The sequence below is a fragment of the Oleiphilus messinensis genome (genome assembly GCF_002162375.1).
GTDB classification, from domain to species: Bacteria; Pseudomonadota; Gammaproteobacteria; order Pseudomonadales; family Oleiphilaceae; genus Oleiphilus; species Oleiphilus messinensis.
In genome coordinates this window covers 1752322-1768464 of sequence record NZ_CP021425.1, presented here as the reverse complement: position 1 = coordinate 1768464, position 16143 = coordinate 1752322, and the positions used below count along the sequence as shown (strand labels likewise).

The following is a 16143-nucleotide window of genomic DNA, read 5'->3' as shown; positions in this document are numbered from 1 at the left end:
ATACCAGACTTCGTGTCCACAGGTCATAGAGCAGCCTAACATAACCAGAATCCTGCTGACAGCACCAGATAACATCGCGTTTGCGACCGATATCGGGATCAGGGTATCTGCAATAAAAAATGAATAAGATGTTCATAAACAGGTCATGCACCTGTAAGAAAGTCTCTCTAGTCTGGTTGTCTATATCAGTCATACAACCCTTGGAGAACTTCATGTTTTTGAGACCCGTATTAACACTAACCATGCTGTTGTTCGTCAGCCTCAACAGCTACGCAGAGACAGTAAAACTCGCTGTTACCGATTTGGTCGGTTTGGAAGAATTGCAACGGGAGTTTGGCGCTTTCGTCAACGTACTCGAAGAAAAGAGTGGTTACGACATCGAATTTCTGCCGGTAACCAATCGAACGGCTGCAGTTGAAGCACTCCGCTTTAAAAAGGTCGATTTTGTCCTGACTGGTCCCGCAGAATATGTGGTAATCAAAAAACGTACCGATGCGGATATCGTGGTCGGTTTTTCCCGGCCAGATTACTTCGCCGTGATCATCACAATGGCTGACCAAGGCTATCAGACACCTCGCGACCTTGCAGGCCATTCCGTTGCTTTCGGCTCGGTCGGATCGACTTCCAAACATCTCGGCCCCATGCAAGCTCTGGCAGACTACGGCGTGGCACCAACTACAGAGATTAAGGCCATCCACACCAAGATGCCCGTAGCCTGGGAGGCCCTGAAACGGGGTGATGTCGCGGCAGTGGGCATGAATCATCTCAAATTCTTGAGCTTCCGCGACAAAGAACAGCAAAACAAAGGCATGGAACCTGGTGCGTTCAGGGTTATCGCACGGGGCCCGGATTTACCCAATGATATTCTCATGGCGGGTAAACATGTCGATCAAAAGATTGTAGCCAAAATGAAATCCGTTTTTACTGACCACTCCCAGGCGTTAGTCCAGGCCATTCTCACAGGTGAAGATAACCAGAAATACAGTGGTATGAAGTTCATCACCGCAGTTAAAGACACTGACTACAACTATGTCAGAGCAATGTATGCCACGGTGGGTTACCCAGAGTATGCCGAATTCATCGGTGATTAGTACGATGGCAGCGCCAAGCACGATGCCAGCACCAAACAGAATGCCCGCGCTGAGCGTCAAGGGGTTAACGAAAATCATCAGCACGACACCTGCTGCGAGAGCATTGCGCTCCCGCAGCGGGCGCGTAGACCTGAACCAACCCGATTTTATCTTCAAGGAGTTGGACTTCAATATCCAGACCGGCGAATCGGTTGCCATCATTGGCCCTAACGGTGCAGGTAAAAGCACGCTCTTAAGATGTTGTCTGTCCTTGATTCAGCCCGATTTAGGCACGGTTCACCTACATGGGAAACAGATCTCACAGCTCTCCGGCTCCGCGCTCCGAAAAGCACGACAGCCAGCCGCGTTAATTTTCCAAAAGCATCAATTAGTCACTCGTTTGCCGGTACTCTCCAATGTCATACATGGCGCACTCGGTGGCGCATGGGGTCCACGCTACTGGTTACATTCCCTGGCCAGCTCTGAAACCCGGCTACAAGCCTATCAGTGCCTCGAACAAGTCGGTTTGGCCGATCTCGCAATGCGCCGCTGTGATCAGTTATCGGGGGGACAATCACAACGAATTGCGATTGCTCGCGCATTAATGCAGAAGCCGAAATTACTGTTCGCGGATGAGCCTACAGCAAGTCTCGACCCACATTCAGGGCGGGAAATTATGGAACTGTTCAGAGCCTTGCAACGCTCACTGGGTTTAACCATCGTTTTTGTTTCCCACGATCTCCAGCATGCGCTGAACTACTCCGATCGCATTATCGCCTTGAAAGATTCGCGCCTTGCATTGGATACCCGAACCCAAAATGAAACGCACAACTCACTAGCCCGTCTTTTTAGCGATAATTACCATGAGTGAGACAACGAATTTATCCTGCGAGAAAAATCCGCTATCGCCTTCGGACTTGCCAACACGGCAACTTATCCCGAGTCTGGTTAGTACATTTTGCTTTGTGGGCTTTCTTGCCTTTTTTCTCTGGTCACTTACGAAAGCGGAGTTCTCACTGACCGAATTGTGGCAAGGTTTACCCAATATGGGCGTCATCGTTTCGGAGATGGTACCGCCAGCAACAGACCGAATTGAACCAATGGCATCGGCCATTCTTGTTACATTGCAAATGGCTGTGGTCGGTACGGTAATCGGAGTCATATTGAGTCTGTTCATCGCAATTCTTGCGGCACGAAATACGACGCCACACCCTCTCGTTTACCAGATTACACGGGGAATCATCAACTTTTTCAGGACGGTTCCTGATCTTGCATGGGCCTTGTTTTTTGTGGCTTCGGTCGGGCTGGGGCCGTTTGCCGGTACGTTGACCCTCATCGTTGATACCATTGGCTTTTGCGGTCGTTTTTTTGCCGAAGCACTCGAAGAAGTCGACCCCGGCCCTTCTGAGGCATTGAATGCCATGGGCGCGTCCTCTCTGGATCGCATAGCCGTAGGTTTGATTCCCGGCGCAACGCCATCGTTAATCAACAGCAGTTTATTCTCACTGGAAAAATCAGTGCGCTCTTCAGTTGTGTTGGGTCTTGTTGGTGCCGGAGGAATCGGTGCCGAATTGGCAGTATCCATGGAAATGTTCAGATATGATCAAGCTGCCACCATTATTATCCTCATCTTTGCACTCGTACTCGCTGTGGAGCAGCTCAGTTCACGCATTCGCAATCGAATTATCAATAACCGATAAATGGAAACCAAAATGAACTCAATGCTTTCCCGTCGACCTGACCAGGCCATCATCATCCGGGACATCCATCGTCTCACTGAAGAAGGTTGGGTATACTGCTCGGGTTTGACCATAATAAATGAATCCATCGCCGCCCTCAGCGTATCCCAACCCGATTTACCGGCAGATCAAATTACCTACATCGATGGTCAGGGGAGCTATTTACTTCCGGGTATCATCGATGTTCATGGTGATGCATTCGAACGTCATATCACGCCTCGGGCTGGCACGGAGTTACCGCTGGATTTAGCCATCGCCGCCAATGATCACAGCCTTATTGGTGCTGGAATAACCAGTTTTTTCTACAGTATCACCGATGGTTTCGAACCCGGCCCGCGATCCAGAGAAACCGTGCGTGAATTATTGAACGAGATTGAATTACTCTGCCCCCGCTTGCGCTGCAACAGCTTTATTCACATCCGCCACGAAAGCGTCAATACCGAAGGCCATGAGGAATTACAACAATGGATGCGGGATCGGCGAATTCAACTTCTTTCCTTGAATGACCACCTGCCGGACTTACAGAACCCCGGCAAAGTCGAACGCTACCTGGCCGGACTGCAACGAAGGGTGAAAATGACCGAGCAAGAAAGCCTGCACTTTCTCGAACAATTACAGACCCGGCGCCTGCTGGGGGAACAACAAGTCAGTGAATTAGTCTCGTTGGCCCATGAAATCGGGATTCCCCTGGCCAGCCACGATGATGCTACGTTGGAAGATGTCGAAAGATCCCACCAGCGAGCGGTATCGATCTGTGAATTTCCTATGACCATGGTGTGCGCTCACGAAGCCAGACGACTGGGCTGTCATGTGGTCATGGGCTCCCCTAACCTGGTGCGCGGCGGTTCCCATGTGGGTGGTGTGAGCGTTGCGGAGGCCATTAAAAATGACGCTGTTGATATACTGTGCAGCGATTACCACTACCCTTCCCTGCTGAGAGCACCATTCCTGTTGCATCGAAATCAGGGAATGCCACTCGAGCAAGCCTGGCAACTAGTTAGCTACAATCCTGCGAAGGCAGTGGGTATGGCACACCGCAAGGGATTAATCGAATCAGGCTACGACGCAGATCTGTTGATTATGGACGCGCTGGACGGCTCTCCACTTTCGATTCGTCAGGTGATCTGTAATGGTCGAATTGCCTTGTCACGTGATCGTTAGAATTAATTTCTAACATCGTATCCCCCCCGTTCTAGGGCTAATATACCTGATCGGGGTGTCATCATGCCCAATTCCGCCTACACTTATAGCAAAAATAATAACTATGAGTGTAAGTATGCGAGGCAATACCACATTAGCCAAAAATCGAGTTTCGCTTGGGATCCTGCGGTCAGGCAGACCACTACTGGCCTGCCTGATTTTGCTCACTGCAATTTCAGGCCCCAACCTGTGCGCACAAGAGCGTGAAAAGCAGGCAACGCCAATTGAGGTCAAGATCGGCGGATATGACTTTCCCCCCTATGTCTGGATGTATGGCGGTCAGACAGCCAAAGGGGCCACCCTCGACCTGATAGTCGCTTTAAACCAAAGCCAATCCGAATACAGATTCAGTTTCTTTCCGACTACAGCCAAACGTCGCTACCTGGACTTTAAACAGCAGAACTACGATGTCATATTGTTCGAATCCGTCCTTTGGGGCTGGCAAAAACTACAACATGATGCCACCTCGGTATTCATGGGGGGTGGTGAGGTCTATATTGCCCTGAATCTTCCCGGGCGAGACCAAAACTTTTTCACTGACATTCAAAGCAAGCAACTGGTCGGCATTCTGGGTTATCACTATGGCTTCGCCAGTTTCAACGCTGATGAAGATTTTCTACGCAAGAATTTTGCTATTCTGCTCTCGAATAATCACGAGCGGAATATTCAGCTTGTACTCCTGAATCGACCCGATGTTGCAGAAGTTGCAGTCGTGACCAAGTCGCTATTGGATAACTACCTGGAAAAGTCGCCACGGGTAAAAAACCAACTGCTTATCTCTCAGGTTTATGACCAGACTTACGAACACCGGGCTATCGTTCGACCCGGCTCTCCCATTGCCGCCAGGCAACTCGAAGCCCTGATCAATGCCTTGGGCCGATCAGGTGCAGTGGAAAGAATACGCGAACGTTGGCACCTTTCGAATTCGATCTTCGAATCAGTCCACTAATACTGGTTTTGCGTCAGTTTTGATACTAGTCAATGATGATACCAAGAATACCAATTCAAACTACCGGTGTGATGCCCTTTATCCTGTGGCTGCCCTTGAGCTTGCTCGTGTGCGTCACAGCATTACCGGCAAATGCCGTAGACAGCCCCCGCATTCGATTAACCAACGGCGAATGGCCACCCTACCTTTCAGAAAGCCTGCCCCATTATGGCCTCGCCTCTCACTTGGTGGCGGCAGCATTCAGAGCTGAAGGGGTGCAGGTGGAATACGGCTTTTTTAGTTGGGAGCGTGCTTATAATCAAGCAAAAGCAGGTCGATGGGATGGCAGTGTAATCTGGGGTCGAAAAGGCGACCGGGAGGACCATTTTTATTTCAGTGATCCCGTGCTGCTGGAAGAGACGGTATTTTTCTATCGACACCAAGGCCCGAATACAAAGTCGGGTTTTAACTGGCAAAGTTTTCAGGATCTAAAGGGCTACATCATCGGTACAACCCGCTCTTATCATTATGGAAAACAGTTTGAAACAGCGCGTCAAAGCGGCGTCATTGAGATACAAGAGACCGGTAGCGATGAAAACAACTTCCGAAAACTGCAGAAAGGTCGCATTGATCTGTTTCCACTCGATAGAGTTGTCGGCCAGGCTTTGCTCCAATCACTTTTTATAGAGCACGAGCGCGGGCAAATCCGATTTCACCCGAAAGCGATTATCAGTGGAAGTTTGCACCTGATTCTCAGCCGGGCGGTCGATATGAACGGCCGCCGAATTAAACAATTCAATGCAGGTTTGCAAACCATAAAAGACAATGGTCACTATCAGGAGATCATGAATCTGCACCTCAAATCAGGTCTGAACATCTCCGATACCGATGTGGAGCATGTGCCATGAAACACAATGCACTGGCGCCCTGGCGATCAATCAGGCATTCCATCGCGACACGGTTGTTGGCAATCGTGTTTTCATTGTACGTCCTCTTTGCAATATTGCTGACGGTCACACAAATGGTCATGGAATACAATAAAGCTCACTCGGACATCGAAAACCACTTGAAAGTGGTGCACGAAACCATCTCTTCGGGTGTCGCCACAGCATTGTGGGATATGGACGACAACCACCTTCAGGCAGAACTCATCGGGGTTACACGGCTACCTGAAATCGGGGGTGTGATTGTTCGCGATGAGCAAGAGGAAATACTCGCGAGTGAGGGCATGAACACAAACGGAACGATCAGACCGACAACCAGGAACACCGAACCGGAGCAGACTAAATCCGGACAAAAGGCATTTTCATACACAGGGGATGTCTATTACGAATACCGGGAAGAACGAAAACATATCGGTACCCTGACCTTGATCGCAGAGCCCGATGCCGTTTTCAACCGGGTTATTCTGAGCTTCAGCATCCTGGTCATAAACGCCATACTGAAAACGATTGCACTCTGGCTGATCTTCCTGTTCTTTTCTCGACGACTGTTACATCATCCATTGAGCCAACTTATCCAGGCGGTAGAACAATTTAATCCCGAGGCCAAAGCCCCGCCTCCCTGGGTTAAATTAAACATCGGCGGCCAAAACGAACTGACTCAACTTCGGGACACCTATTGCGATTTAACCGCTCGACTGCACCGCTCCCAATCAGACCTGATGATGCTGAATGAAGACCTTGAGAACCGGGTAAAAGAGCGCACCAAAGAACTCAAAGAGGCCAATGCCGAACTGAAGAAAGCCTACGCCCGGCTCAACGAAACCAGCACCACAGACCCGCTCACCGGTTGGCGTAACAGGCGTTTTATCTCTGAGCATCTTGATTCGGACACGGCGATTATCGCTCGAACCTACCAGGAGTGGATGACAAATCACATTCAACACCCTCCGCCATTTTTATCCGACCTGGTCTTCTACATGATCGACCTGGATCATTTTAAAAGCATCAATGACAGTTACGGACATGAAGCTGGCGACGAGGTGTTACGTCAGTTTTGCGCCAACCTGAGCACCCTGTTTCGCAAGTCTGATTATCTCGTGCGATGGGGCGGAGAAGAGTTTTTGGTGATCGCCCGGTTTGTAGATCACAACCAGGCGGGCCAGATGGCTGAACGCATTTGTGAAACAGTAGCAGGGCTGGATTTTAACATTGGCAATGGCTATAACCTGCAACGAACCTGTTCCGTGGGCTACGCCTGCTATCCGTTCAATACGTTTCATCCGGATGCCTATGGCTGGACGGATATCGTCAACTTTGCGGACCGGGCCATGTATCTGGCCAAAACCAATGGCCGGAATGGCTGGGTGGGAATACGCTACAGCCCGCAGTGTCAGACAATCCACGATCCGTCACTCATCGTAGAGCAAACTCTGGATTTGGTGAACAACCAGGATTTGTTTCTGCAAACGGGCAAGTCCCTGCCGCACGGCAGCATTAACGCGTAAACCGGGCAAATCGCTGCCGCTTTTTGCGGGGTCGGTAGCGCATTGTCGCCCCAAAAGACGCCCCGCGCCTTCAAAACACCTCCGTATCAATCGCCATCAGGTCGCAATAACTAAAAGCGACCCGAAACGGCACGTTACTTGCTGACGCTTCAGGTATGAACAACATTAATTGAGGAGTCCGGCATGCGTCACCCCCCATTGGCCGCTTTTATCGGCTTGGTTATTGTACTACTCGCCATTGTACTGTCCGCCGACAGTCCGCTTGTTTTCCTCAATTTACCGGGTTTGGCCATCATTATTGGCGGGATTACAACGTCTCTGATTTTTAGCTACTCAAAACAGGATCTGTTGGCTGCATACCAAGACGCCAAGCAATTGATGAAAGACTTACCAATCGACAAGGAACAGACCATAAAGGATATCGACGGTATTACTCAATTGTGGTATCGCCACGACTTGCGCAATGTGGAGCGGGTATTGCCCAAAGTGAACAATTCATTACTGAATACCGGTGTCCAGATGGTCATTGATCGCCGCACACAGGACGAAATCAATTCCGTTCTGAACTGGAAGATCCAGCAATACCGGAATATCCACCTGAGACGCGCCCGGATCTTTCAGTCAATGTCCATGTATGCCCCGGCATTTGGAATGGTGGGTACCCTGTTGGGATTGGTCAACATGATGTTGATCATCGAAGGTAACAACAATGCCAGCATTGCCGGTCACCTCGCCGTCGCGTTAGTTACCACATTTTATGGTCTGATTTTTTCCAACTTACTATTCAAACCGATGGCGATCAAAATGGAGCGTCGAATCGATCAGACGGTCGAATGGATGGGCGTAGTTCGAGAAAGTGTGCTGCTAATTGAGCAACGGAAAAGCCCTGCATTTGTCCGGCAAATGATCTCGACCCTTAACCCCCTTCAGGAAGAAGAGTCCCGGGAATCAGAACGGGTAGCAGAACGTAAACCCGTATCCCGTGCAGCCACCGCCACAGTTTTGCCGCAGAGTTGATTGATAATGAACAACGGTAACTTTCCATCTTCATTTGATCTTCCCAACGTCGAAACGAACAACGATGTAAAAGGTAATTTCGAACAGGATGGCTGGCTTCTCAGTTATCTGGACGTGTTTGTACTCATGGTCGCCCTGCTGGTGATCATGCTGGACCGCGCCAATACAGAAGACAAAGTTTTACCCTTGTCCGACAATATTATTGCACAGGCAGAAACGATTGAACCGGTATCGGAACTGGAGCGTAGGCATTCCGCAAACGCCTTGTCCACAACTACCTTGTCCACGAAAACGTCAGTTTCAGGCGATACAAACGTATTGGACTCACTCATCGAGATTACGCCGATTATCAACCCGATTGGTAATTTTCGGAATCATAAGCAAGATTTATTGTTAGAACTGGATTCCCGCAGTACCGATTACCGGGTCGAAGTACTGCAAAACAATGACGAAATCAGCGTAAAGCTCGCCGACACGTTGCTGTTCGATTCCTCGGAAGCCATTCTGAAACCCGAAGGCATGACAGCCATTGAGCGATTGCTCCCCACTTTGAGACGGATCGACCAACGTATTGTGATCGAAGGTCATACCGATGATCGTCCCATTCACACCCCCCAATTCCCATCGAACTGGGAGCTGGCAGCGGCTCGGGCCAACAGTGTACTGCACTTTCTGCTGATGAATGGAATTGATCGCAACCGCCTCAGTGCCGTCAGTTACGGCGATACCCGCCCATTGGTGGATAATGACAGCCATCACAACCGAAGTATTAACCGCCGGGTTAACCTGGTACTGATACCAGCAAAGTAAACTCGCCTGCCCCTTCATTTCCAGTGCCGACATGCGCCATTAGTCAATGTACCAATAGTACATTTAATAACTTGTAACATTTCGACATTGAAAAACAACAGACCTTTCGCCACCGCTCCACTATTCTAAGATTATCGGATCTGCTCAAGGCGCAACTCAGGTCTGCTCCTTGGCACCTTCCATGTTGTTCTCTGTGAACTTTCATGTTGTTCTCTACTATTTAACCCGACTACTCGCCGGGTTTTTATTTTTTTCCTGCCATCTATTATTAATTCAATTTCAGCCAGCCCCAATCAACATCCCCCGGAACTGACATAAAAACCGAATGTTTGACCTGCGACAATGGCATCCATCTGGAATGCTTTTAGGGTTTAAATCCAGGGATTATCGAGCCCAGCACAAAATAATAAGGATTCGGGACCTAATGAACAGCATCAACACGACGGCGATCAGGGATAAAGCCAGCAAGCAACGTTTTTGGGCGTTTTGCATCATGATCCTCGCCGGACTGATTAAAATCACCGGGGCACTCGAAGCTACGGGACTCAGCGACAGTCAACAGATCACCTTGCTGATTCTGATTGTGGCTGCCACATTGTGGGTTACCGAGTGGGTGCCCCTGTTCATTGTCAGTTTCCTGATCCTTCTCCTTGAATTGGTCTGGCTGACTCCAGCGCTGATATCCGAAGGTAAAACGGCCCCCGCGGCCCTTTTTATGGCACCTTTTTTCTCCAATATCATCCTGCTTTTTATGGGGGGCTTTGTGCTCTCCAGTCTGATGCGTCGATACGGGCTGGATACCCGTTTTGCCTATCTGATACTGAAACGAACCGGAGGCAAGCCCGAAACAACGTTGCTTGGGGTCATTCTTAGCTGTGCCTTTCTTTCGATGTGGATGAGCAATACAGCAACCACCGCAATGATGCTGACCATGATTCTCCCCATGGTCAAGCGAATCCCCCCGACATCGCCGTATACCACTGCTTTGGTGTTGGCGATCCCGTTTGCCTGCAATCTGGGGGGCATCGGTACTCCAATTGGTACCCCGCCCAACGCGATTGCACTTTCATACTTGAGCGCGATTAACCTGGGACCAACTTTTATTGAATGGATGCTGTACACCACTCCGATTCTGTTCTTTTTCCTGATTATGTTGTGGCGTCTCTTACTTTGGCTCTACCCACCTGGCGATATCAGACTGGCGTTACCTGAGACGAACCATGAACCGTTACAGAAAAACCAGTGGTTAACATTGTTGATTTGTCTTGCCACCGTTTTGGGGTGGCTCTTTGGCGAGATGATTGGCCTGAAAACCGGTACAGTTGCACTCTTCCCGATCATATTGGCATTCTGGCTGGGCTTGCTGGATCATAATGATTTTCGTGCATTGCCATGGGACGTACTCTTCATGGTCGCAGGGGGACTTGCGCTCGGCGGGGCGTTGACCCAAAGTGGACTGGATCAGCAGATTGTGGCACTACTGCCGCTTGATACGGATACCCAAATCCTGTTTATGCTGGCGATTGCGCTTACCGGCATCCTCTCAACGATTATGAGCAACACCGCCACGGCAGGGCTAATCATACCATTATTAGTATCATTAGCCTTACCCGCAATGGACTTGCAAGTGCTGGTCCTGGCTATTGCTGTAATGTGCTCAATGGCCATGGCACTCCCGGTGAGTACACCACCCAATGCGATCGCGTTCAGTTCCGGAGCACTTCATACTCAGGATCTGAGTAAAGCCGGAGGCATTATCTCAATCGCGGGATGGGTGGTTTTAATCACCATCGCACCGGTATTCTGGCGTATGATTTTATAATCCCCCGAGATGAGGAATCAAAAATGGAGCTCCACATTCAAAAATGCCAGCAATGCGGTTCCCGCAATCTGCGTAATATTCTGGTAAATGACGAATCACAAAAAGTTTACGTGCAATGCCGGGATTGTGAACAGTTGGTCGCACGTTATCTGGTCAAACCCGCAGGCTACTTTCACGCAGGCAAAGACTATGAGAGTTTCGTCCGGTCATTGCAATCCGCAGGGGGGCTGGAAACCCTGGGACGGGACATCAAACAACTCTATGAAGAAACAAAAGCAAATGCACAAAGCGAATTTGAAACCGTGATCGCCGCAACACAGGATAAATATTCAGACTCTTTACCCTGAATCAAACCCGGCCTGAATCGATATTCTGCTAAGCTTAAATCAGGCGCCATACAGCACGCGCTGCTATCCCCCGTGCACAGACTCGAAACCAGAACAGAGGGATCATATTTCAGGAGATGCGTACCGTAATGAACAACCCCGGCCATTACTATGGCAAGCAATCATCCCGCCTGGGAAACAAGTCGGATGTTTATCTCGCAAAAGTGGGACGGTACCATATTAAACAACCCATCGGTGCTGGCGCGATGGCGGACGTATTTCTGGCCTACGACCCGAAAATTAACCGAATGCTGGCGATCAAACTACTCAAGCCAGAGCACCTCAAAAACAAGGAATTCCGGACTCGTTTTCTGCGCGAAGCAGAAGCCGCAGGGAAACTGGATCACCCTCACATTGCTACTGTTTATGACGTTGGTGATCTGGACGCCACTCCCTACATGGTTATGGAGCTTCTCGATGGCCGATCGCTTGAATCCTGGATGCTTGACGAATATAACTTTTCGACAGAACAGATTCTCGACATTGGTATTCAGCTTGCTGAAGCGCTGGACTTTGCCCATTCAAAAGGCGTTGTGCATCGGGATATCAAACCCGGGAATATTGTTTGCACCGATGGAGTCGGCAACGTCAAGATCACCGACTTTGGTGTCGCCAAGCTGACCGATGATCACGAAGCCAGCGCGGGCGAAATGGGTCTGGTACTGGGCACACCGAACTACATGTCGCCCGAACAGATTATGGGTGATCCAGTGGACGGTCGGACTGATTTATTTTCCATCGGCGTCATTCTCTACGAGCTCGCAGCAGGCCATAAACCCTTCACTGAAGACACCATCATTTCACTATTCGCCCAGATCGTGAATGAAACCTATACCCGGATGGAGGATCTGTCCGTCGATGTTCCTCCTGGATTGAGTAAAATCATCGGTAAATGCCTGCGCTCAAACCCGGACAGGCGTTTTCAGAGCGGCAAAGAGCTTGCAACAGCACTAACTCGCCTGAAAAATGAAATCACCTCAACAGATCTGGGTTTAAATCAAACCCAAATGCTGAGAACGCTTTGGGGGTATGGCCGGATTTCGTTAAGACTTCAACTGCAACGCTACAAACTAAAATTACTGCAAGCGTGGGCAAAAAAGCTTGAACCGAAACAGGAAACCGGCGATCAAACCGACAAAGCTCAAGTAGAAAAAATCGAGCGGACTTCACAACGACAGGAAAAACTATCTGCCTTGCAAGAGCGGATCACTCGATCACAATCGCTCAAACAGATCTATCGCTCACAACTACTGATACCCATGCGTCTGATCTGGATTTCAGCCATGTCACTGATAGTCGGTATTACGATTGTCACCGGCACGGTTGTAATTTATAAGGCGCAAACCAATTCAATGAAAAACTTTGTATTGGACAGCGGCGCTTCTCTGGCCAAGATGATTGCAATCGAGAGCGCGGAACCCTTACTGAGTGAAGACTGGGTTTCAGTCGAAGCGTTAATTGAGGATTTAAGCCAAAATCAGGAATTTGTGTATCTCTTGCTGCTGGATCATACCAATACGGTACGCGGTAAGGCGTTGCCTAGCTATATCGTTCCGGGTGACTTGGAACGCCTGCCGGAAGATCACATCGTACACTCCGAGGTACAAGTCAGGGACTGGCAAACAGTCGACAAATCCATCTTCGACTTCTCTACGCCAGTTACGTTCCAATACAAAAAAATCGGTGTTTTGAAGATGGGCTTGAGCCAACAGGAACTGCAGGAAGCCGCCAAAACCACCCTCGGGATGATGCTGGTCCTGATGGTCGTCACCCTGAGTGCCGCCGTGGGTATGACCGCACTCATCATCAGCCGCATCCGACGCCCTATTGATCGACTCAATAAAGCTCTGGACTATGCCAGCCAAGGGCATTTACACGGGCGAATCAATGAACTTCGAACCGATGAATTCGGAGCCCTGTACAATAAATTCAATACGCTCATGGACGAAGTCGAAGATCAGCTGCATGAGCAGGACGCCAAACAGCCCTGATTGGCCATCCCGGATCATGTAAAAAAAAGACTTATTCAAACTCCTGCTTCTCCATCCAGGGAATAATGCGTTCGAATGCTCTTTCGATTTGCGGTAAAGAGGTTGAATAACTGATGCGCAAGGCATTGCTACATGCATCACCAAAGGTATCACCCGCTATGGTGCAAACACCGGTTTCTTTCAGCATGCGCAGTGCAACGTTGCTGCCATTGATCCCCTCAGGTAAAGAGGGAAACAAATAAAACGCGCCCTCAGGTCGGTAGCCCCGCAGATATGGGGTTTCGTCCACCAGTTGCACCAGTCGATTTCGTCGCCGGGTATATTCAGCCAACATATCGTCGATAAACTGGTTACCGCCTTTCAGTGCGGCCACACCAGCCCACTGACAGGGGGTATTGGCTACAGTCGTGGTAAACATATGGTAACGACGTAATTTTTTAATCGCCCCCTGACTGGCAATAAGCCAACCGACTCGCATCCCGGCCATGCTGAAGGTTTTGGAGAAGCTGCTGATCACCATGACATGATCCAGGTCACTGCAACAGGAAAGCACACTCGGATAGGTTTTTCCGTCATAAACCAGATGATCGTAGACTTCATCACTGATCACATAGATACCACGGTAGGCCGCCTCCTCAACAATCGCTTCCACCGTCTCCCGGGGGTAAATCGTCCCGGTCGGGTTGCTCGGCGAGTTGAGTACAATACCGTAGGTGTTCATATCCATCGCATCAATCACTTCCTGTGGGTCAAGTTGATGGTTGTTCTCCGGGCGCGTCGGAATGTACTTAACCGTCCCGCCATTCATTCGAATCAGTGGTGCATACAACATAAATGACGGGTCAGGAACAATGAATTCCCGACCTGGGGCCGAGGTTGCCGTTAAGGCCAGATAAACCGCCTCCGTTGCACCAGTCGTAATAATGATGTTTTCCGCAGTGAGTTTGCGGCTATAACGCGCCCCATAATATTCCGCTAGTGCGTCTAACAATTCCGGCAAACCGGCATCCATGGTATAGCCCGTTTGATTGGCATGAAGTGCATTGACTGTTGCATCAATCACATGCTTGGGGGGCGGTAGATCGGGCTGCCCGATTGACAGATGAATAACATCATCCATGGTCGCCGCAAGATTCACCATTTTCCGGATTCCCGGCGTGGGAATGGCCATTAACGCAGGGTTCCAGATTGGATCTTCCGATTCGTAAAAGTCGATATCCAGTTCACTCATCAGCACTCTCCTGATTGTTGATCAGTACTCGCCTGAAAATTCATTACCATTATTTCGAACTTGACGTCACTGGCCAGCCTTGAACAAATCCGGCCTGCGCTGCATGAATCCTGCAGCACGCTGATAAACATGGCCCGCTCGAAGCACAATTTCATCCTGGAAACGACGCCCAACCAGTTGTAGCCCGATAGGCAGTCCATCACTGGAAAAACCACAGGGCACCGAAAGCCCTGGTTGTCCGGTCATGTTGAACGGATAGGTAAATGGCGTCCAACTGGGCCAGCGGGTACTGTGCCAATCCTCCGGTACTTCCCGTGCGGTTTTGAACGCGGTCAAGGGCAGCGTGGGGGTCACCAGCAAATCGTATTTCTTGTGGAACTGCGCCATCCGCTCACTCAATGCCATGCGAATATTCATTGCACCGAGATAATCCAGCATCGATAACTTAGCCGCTTTTTCCGCCACAGACACCAGAGCTGGATCCATCAGGGCCCGCTTTTTACTGCCTAAATCCCGCATCGCATTGGCCGCACCACTGTAGAACAAATGGCCAAATGCCCCCAGCGGGTCCGCAATACTGGGATCAACCTCGACCACCGTTGCGCCCGCATCCTGAAGCAGCTTCACCGCTTCTTTGACCGCCGTCTCGATTTCCGGATTAACGTCCACGTAGCCCAAGGTCGGACTGAAGGCGATTTTGAGATCCTTGATATCCTTACTGATTTCGGCAAGATAATTCACTCCCCGCCGCGGTGCCGCAAGGCTGTCCCGACAATCCGGTTCGGTTAATACATCCATCATCAGCGCACAATCTTCCACAGTCCAGGTCATCGGACCGGCATGGGCCAATGTCCCAAAGGGGCTGGCGGGCCAATGTGGCACTTCACCAAACGTTGGCTTTAGGCCGACAATACCGCAAAAGCCTGAAGGAATCCGGATCGATCCTCCGGCATCGGTTCCCAATGACAAGGGGCCCATGCCCAGCGCGACGGCTGCAGCCGAACCGCCGCTTGAGCCACCAGCCGTTTTCTCAGGATTCCAGGGATTGTTTGTCGCGCCACAAAGCGGGCTGTCTGTCACGCCCTTCCAGCCAAATTCCGGGGTGGTCGTTTTTCCCAGGGGCACATAACCATGGCGATTTAACGCCGCAACGGCAGGTGCCTCCTTGTTCAGCGTCGACTCGGGATCAATAACTTTCGATCCTTTCACTGTCGGCCACATTGGCGTTAGAAAGACATCTTTTATCGCCACAGGTACACCATCAACCAAACCGTTGGCACACTGTTTCTGATAGCGTTGCTCGGCTTCCTTCGCGTATCCCATTGTCGTCTCTTCATCCACCAGACAATACGCATTGACCACCGAATTCAAGCGCTCGATCTGATCCAACATTGCGCGGGTCGCCACCACGGGTGAAAGCGCACCAGACCGGTAATGTTGCAACAGCTGAACTGCTGTCATTTCCAGAATTTCATTGCTCATCGGACACCTCACTTCACA

General features: G+C 50.1%; 14 protein-coding genes. 12 read left to right on the top strand and 2 right to left on the bottom strand.

Translation table 11 applies throughout. The annotated features are described in order from the left end of the window. Positions 1-212: 212 nt before the first annotated feature. The 12 genes from OLMES_RS07680 (at position 213) to OLMES_RS07625 (ending at position 13412) form a co-directional block, all read left to right on the top strand. Positions 213-1091, top strand: coding sequence for a phosphate/phosphite/phosphonate ABC transporter substrate-binding protein (locus tag OLMES_RS07680; protein WP_087460719.1), 879 nt, complete (start codon positions 213-215; stop codon positions 1089-1091). Positions 1092-1095: 4 nt separating this feature from the next. Then, positions 1096-1941 (top strand): phosphonate ABC transporter ATP-binding protein, encoded by an 846-nt coding sequence (locus OLMES_RS07675; protein WP_198343259.1) that lies wholly within the window; start codon positions 1096-1098, stop codon positions 1939-1941. Beyond that, positions 1934-2770 (top strand): phosphonate ABC transporter, permease protein PhnE, encoded by an 837-nt coding sequence (gene phnE / locus OLMES_RS07670; protein WP_087460718.1) that lies wholly within the window; start codon positions 1934-1936, stop codon positions 2768-2770. Before OLMES_RS07675 ends, phnE begins: the two co-directional genes overlap by 8 nt. A gap of 12 nt (positions 2771-2782) precedes the next feature. After that, positions 2783-3970: an alpha-D-ribose 1-methylphosphonate 5-triphosphate diphosphatase gene (locus OLMES_RS07665; protein WP_157678209.1), complete on the top strand. Its 1188-nt coding sequence runs from the start codon at positions 2783-2785 to the stop codon at positions 3968-3970. 115 nt (positions 3971-4085) lie between these two features. After that, positions 4086-4958 carry a transporter substrate-binding domain-containing protein gene (locus OLMES_RS07660; protein WP_087460716.1) on the top strand — a complete coding sequence of 291 codons (873 nt, stop codon included), beginning with the start codon at positions 4086-4088 and terminating at the stop codon, positions 4956-4958. A gap of 32 nt (positions 4959-4990) precedes the next feature. After that, on the top strand, positions 4991-5845 hold the full coding sequence (locus tag OLMES_RS07655; protein ID WP_087460715.1) for a substrate-binding periplasmic protein: 855 nt from the start codon (positions 4991-4993) through the stop codon (positions 5843-5845). Next, the gene (locus OLMES_RS07650; protein WP_087460714.1) at positions 5842-7386 is read left to right on the top strand and encodes a GGDEF domain-containing protein; all 1545 of its coding nucleotides are present in this window, start codon (positions 5842-5844) and stop codon (positions 7384-7386) included. The genes OLMES_RS07655 and OLMES_RS07650 overlap by 4 nt, the downstream gene beginning before the upstream one ends. Before the next feature lie 183 nt (positions 7387-7569). Further along, positions 7570-8403: a motility protein A gene (locus OLMES_RS07645; RefSeq protein ID WP_087460713.1), complete on the top strand. Its 834-nt coding sequence runs from the start codon at positions 7570-7572 to the stop codon at positions 8401-8403. A 6-nt stretch (positions 8404-8409) separates the two neighbouring features. Next, positions 8410-9213, top strand: a complete 804-nt coding sequence (locus OLMES_RS07640) for an OmpA/MotB family protein (RefSeq protein WP_087460712.1) — start codon at positions 8410-8412, stop codon at positions 9211-9213. Positions 9214-9637: 424 nt separating this feature from the next. Continuing rightward, a complete protein-coding gene (locus OLMES_RS07635; protein ID WP_087460711.1) occupies positions 9638-11035 on the top strand; it encodes an SLC13 family permease in 1398 nt (465 codons plus the stop codon). Between the two features lie 23 nt (positions 11036-11058). Then, positions 11059-11382: a hypothetical protein gene (locus OLMES_RS07630; RefSeq protein ID WP_087460710.1), complete on the top strand. Its 324-nt coding sequence runs from the start codon at positions 11059-11061 to the stop codon at positions 11380-11382. Between the two features lie 128 nt (positions 11383-11510). Further along, positions 11511-13412, top strand: a complete 1902-nt coding sequence (locus OLMES_RS07625) for a serine/threonine-protein kinase (RefSeq protein ID WP_198343258.1) — start codon at positions 11511-11513, stop codon at positions 13410-13412. A gap of 31 nt (positions 13413-13443) precedes the next feature. On the opposite strand, the gene OLMES_RS07620 is transcribed toward OLMES_RS07625, so the two are convergent. Further along, entirely contained in the window at positions 13444-14643 is a 1200-nt protein-coding gene (locus OLMES_RS07620; RefSeq protein WP_087460708.1) for a pyridoxal phosphate-dependent aminotransferase, read from the bottom strand. 66 nt (positions 14644-14709) lie between these two features. Continuing rightward, positions 14710-16125, bottom strand: coding sequence for an amidase (locus tag OLMES_RS07615; RefSeq protein ID WP_087460707.1), 1416 nt, complete (start codon positions 16123-16125; stop codon positions 14710-14712). Positions 16126-16143: the final 18 nt, after the last annotated feature.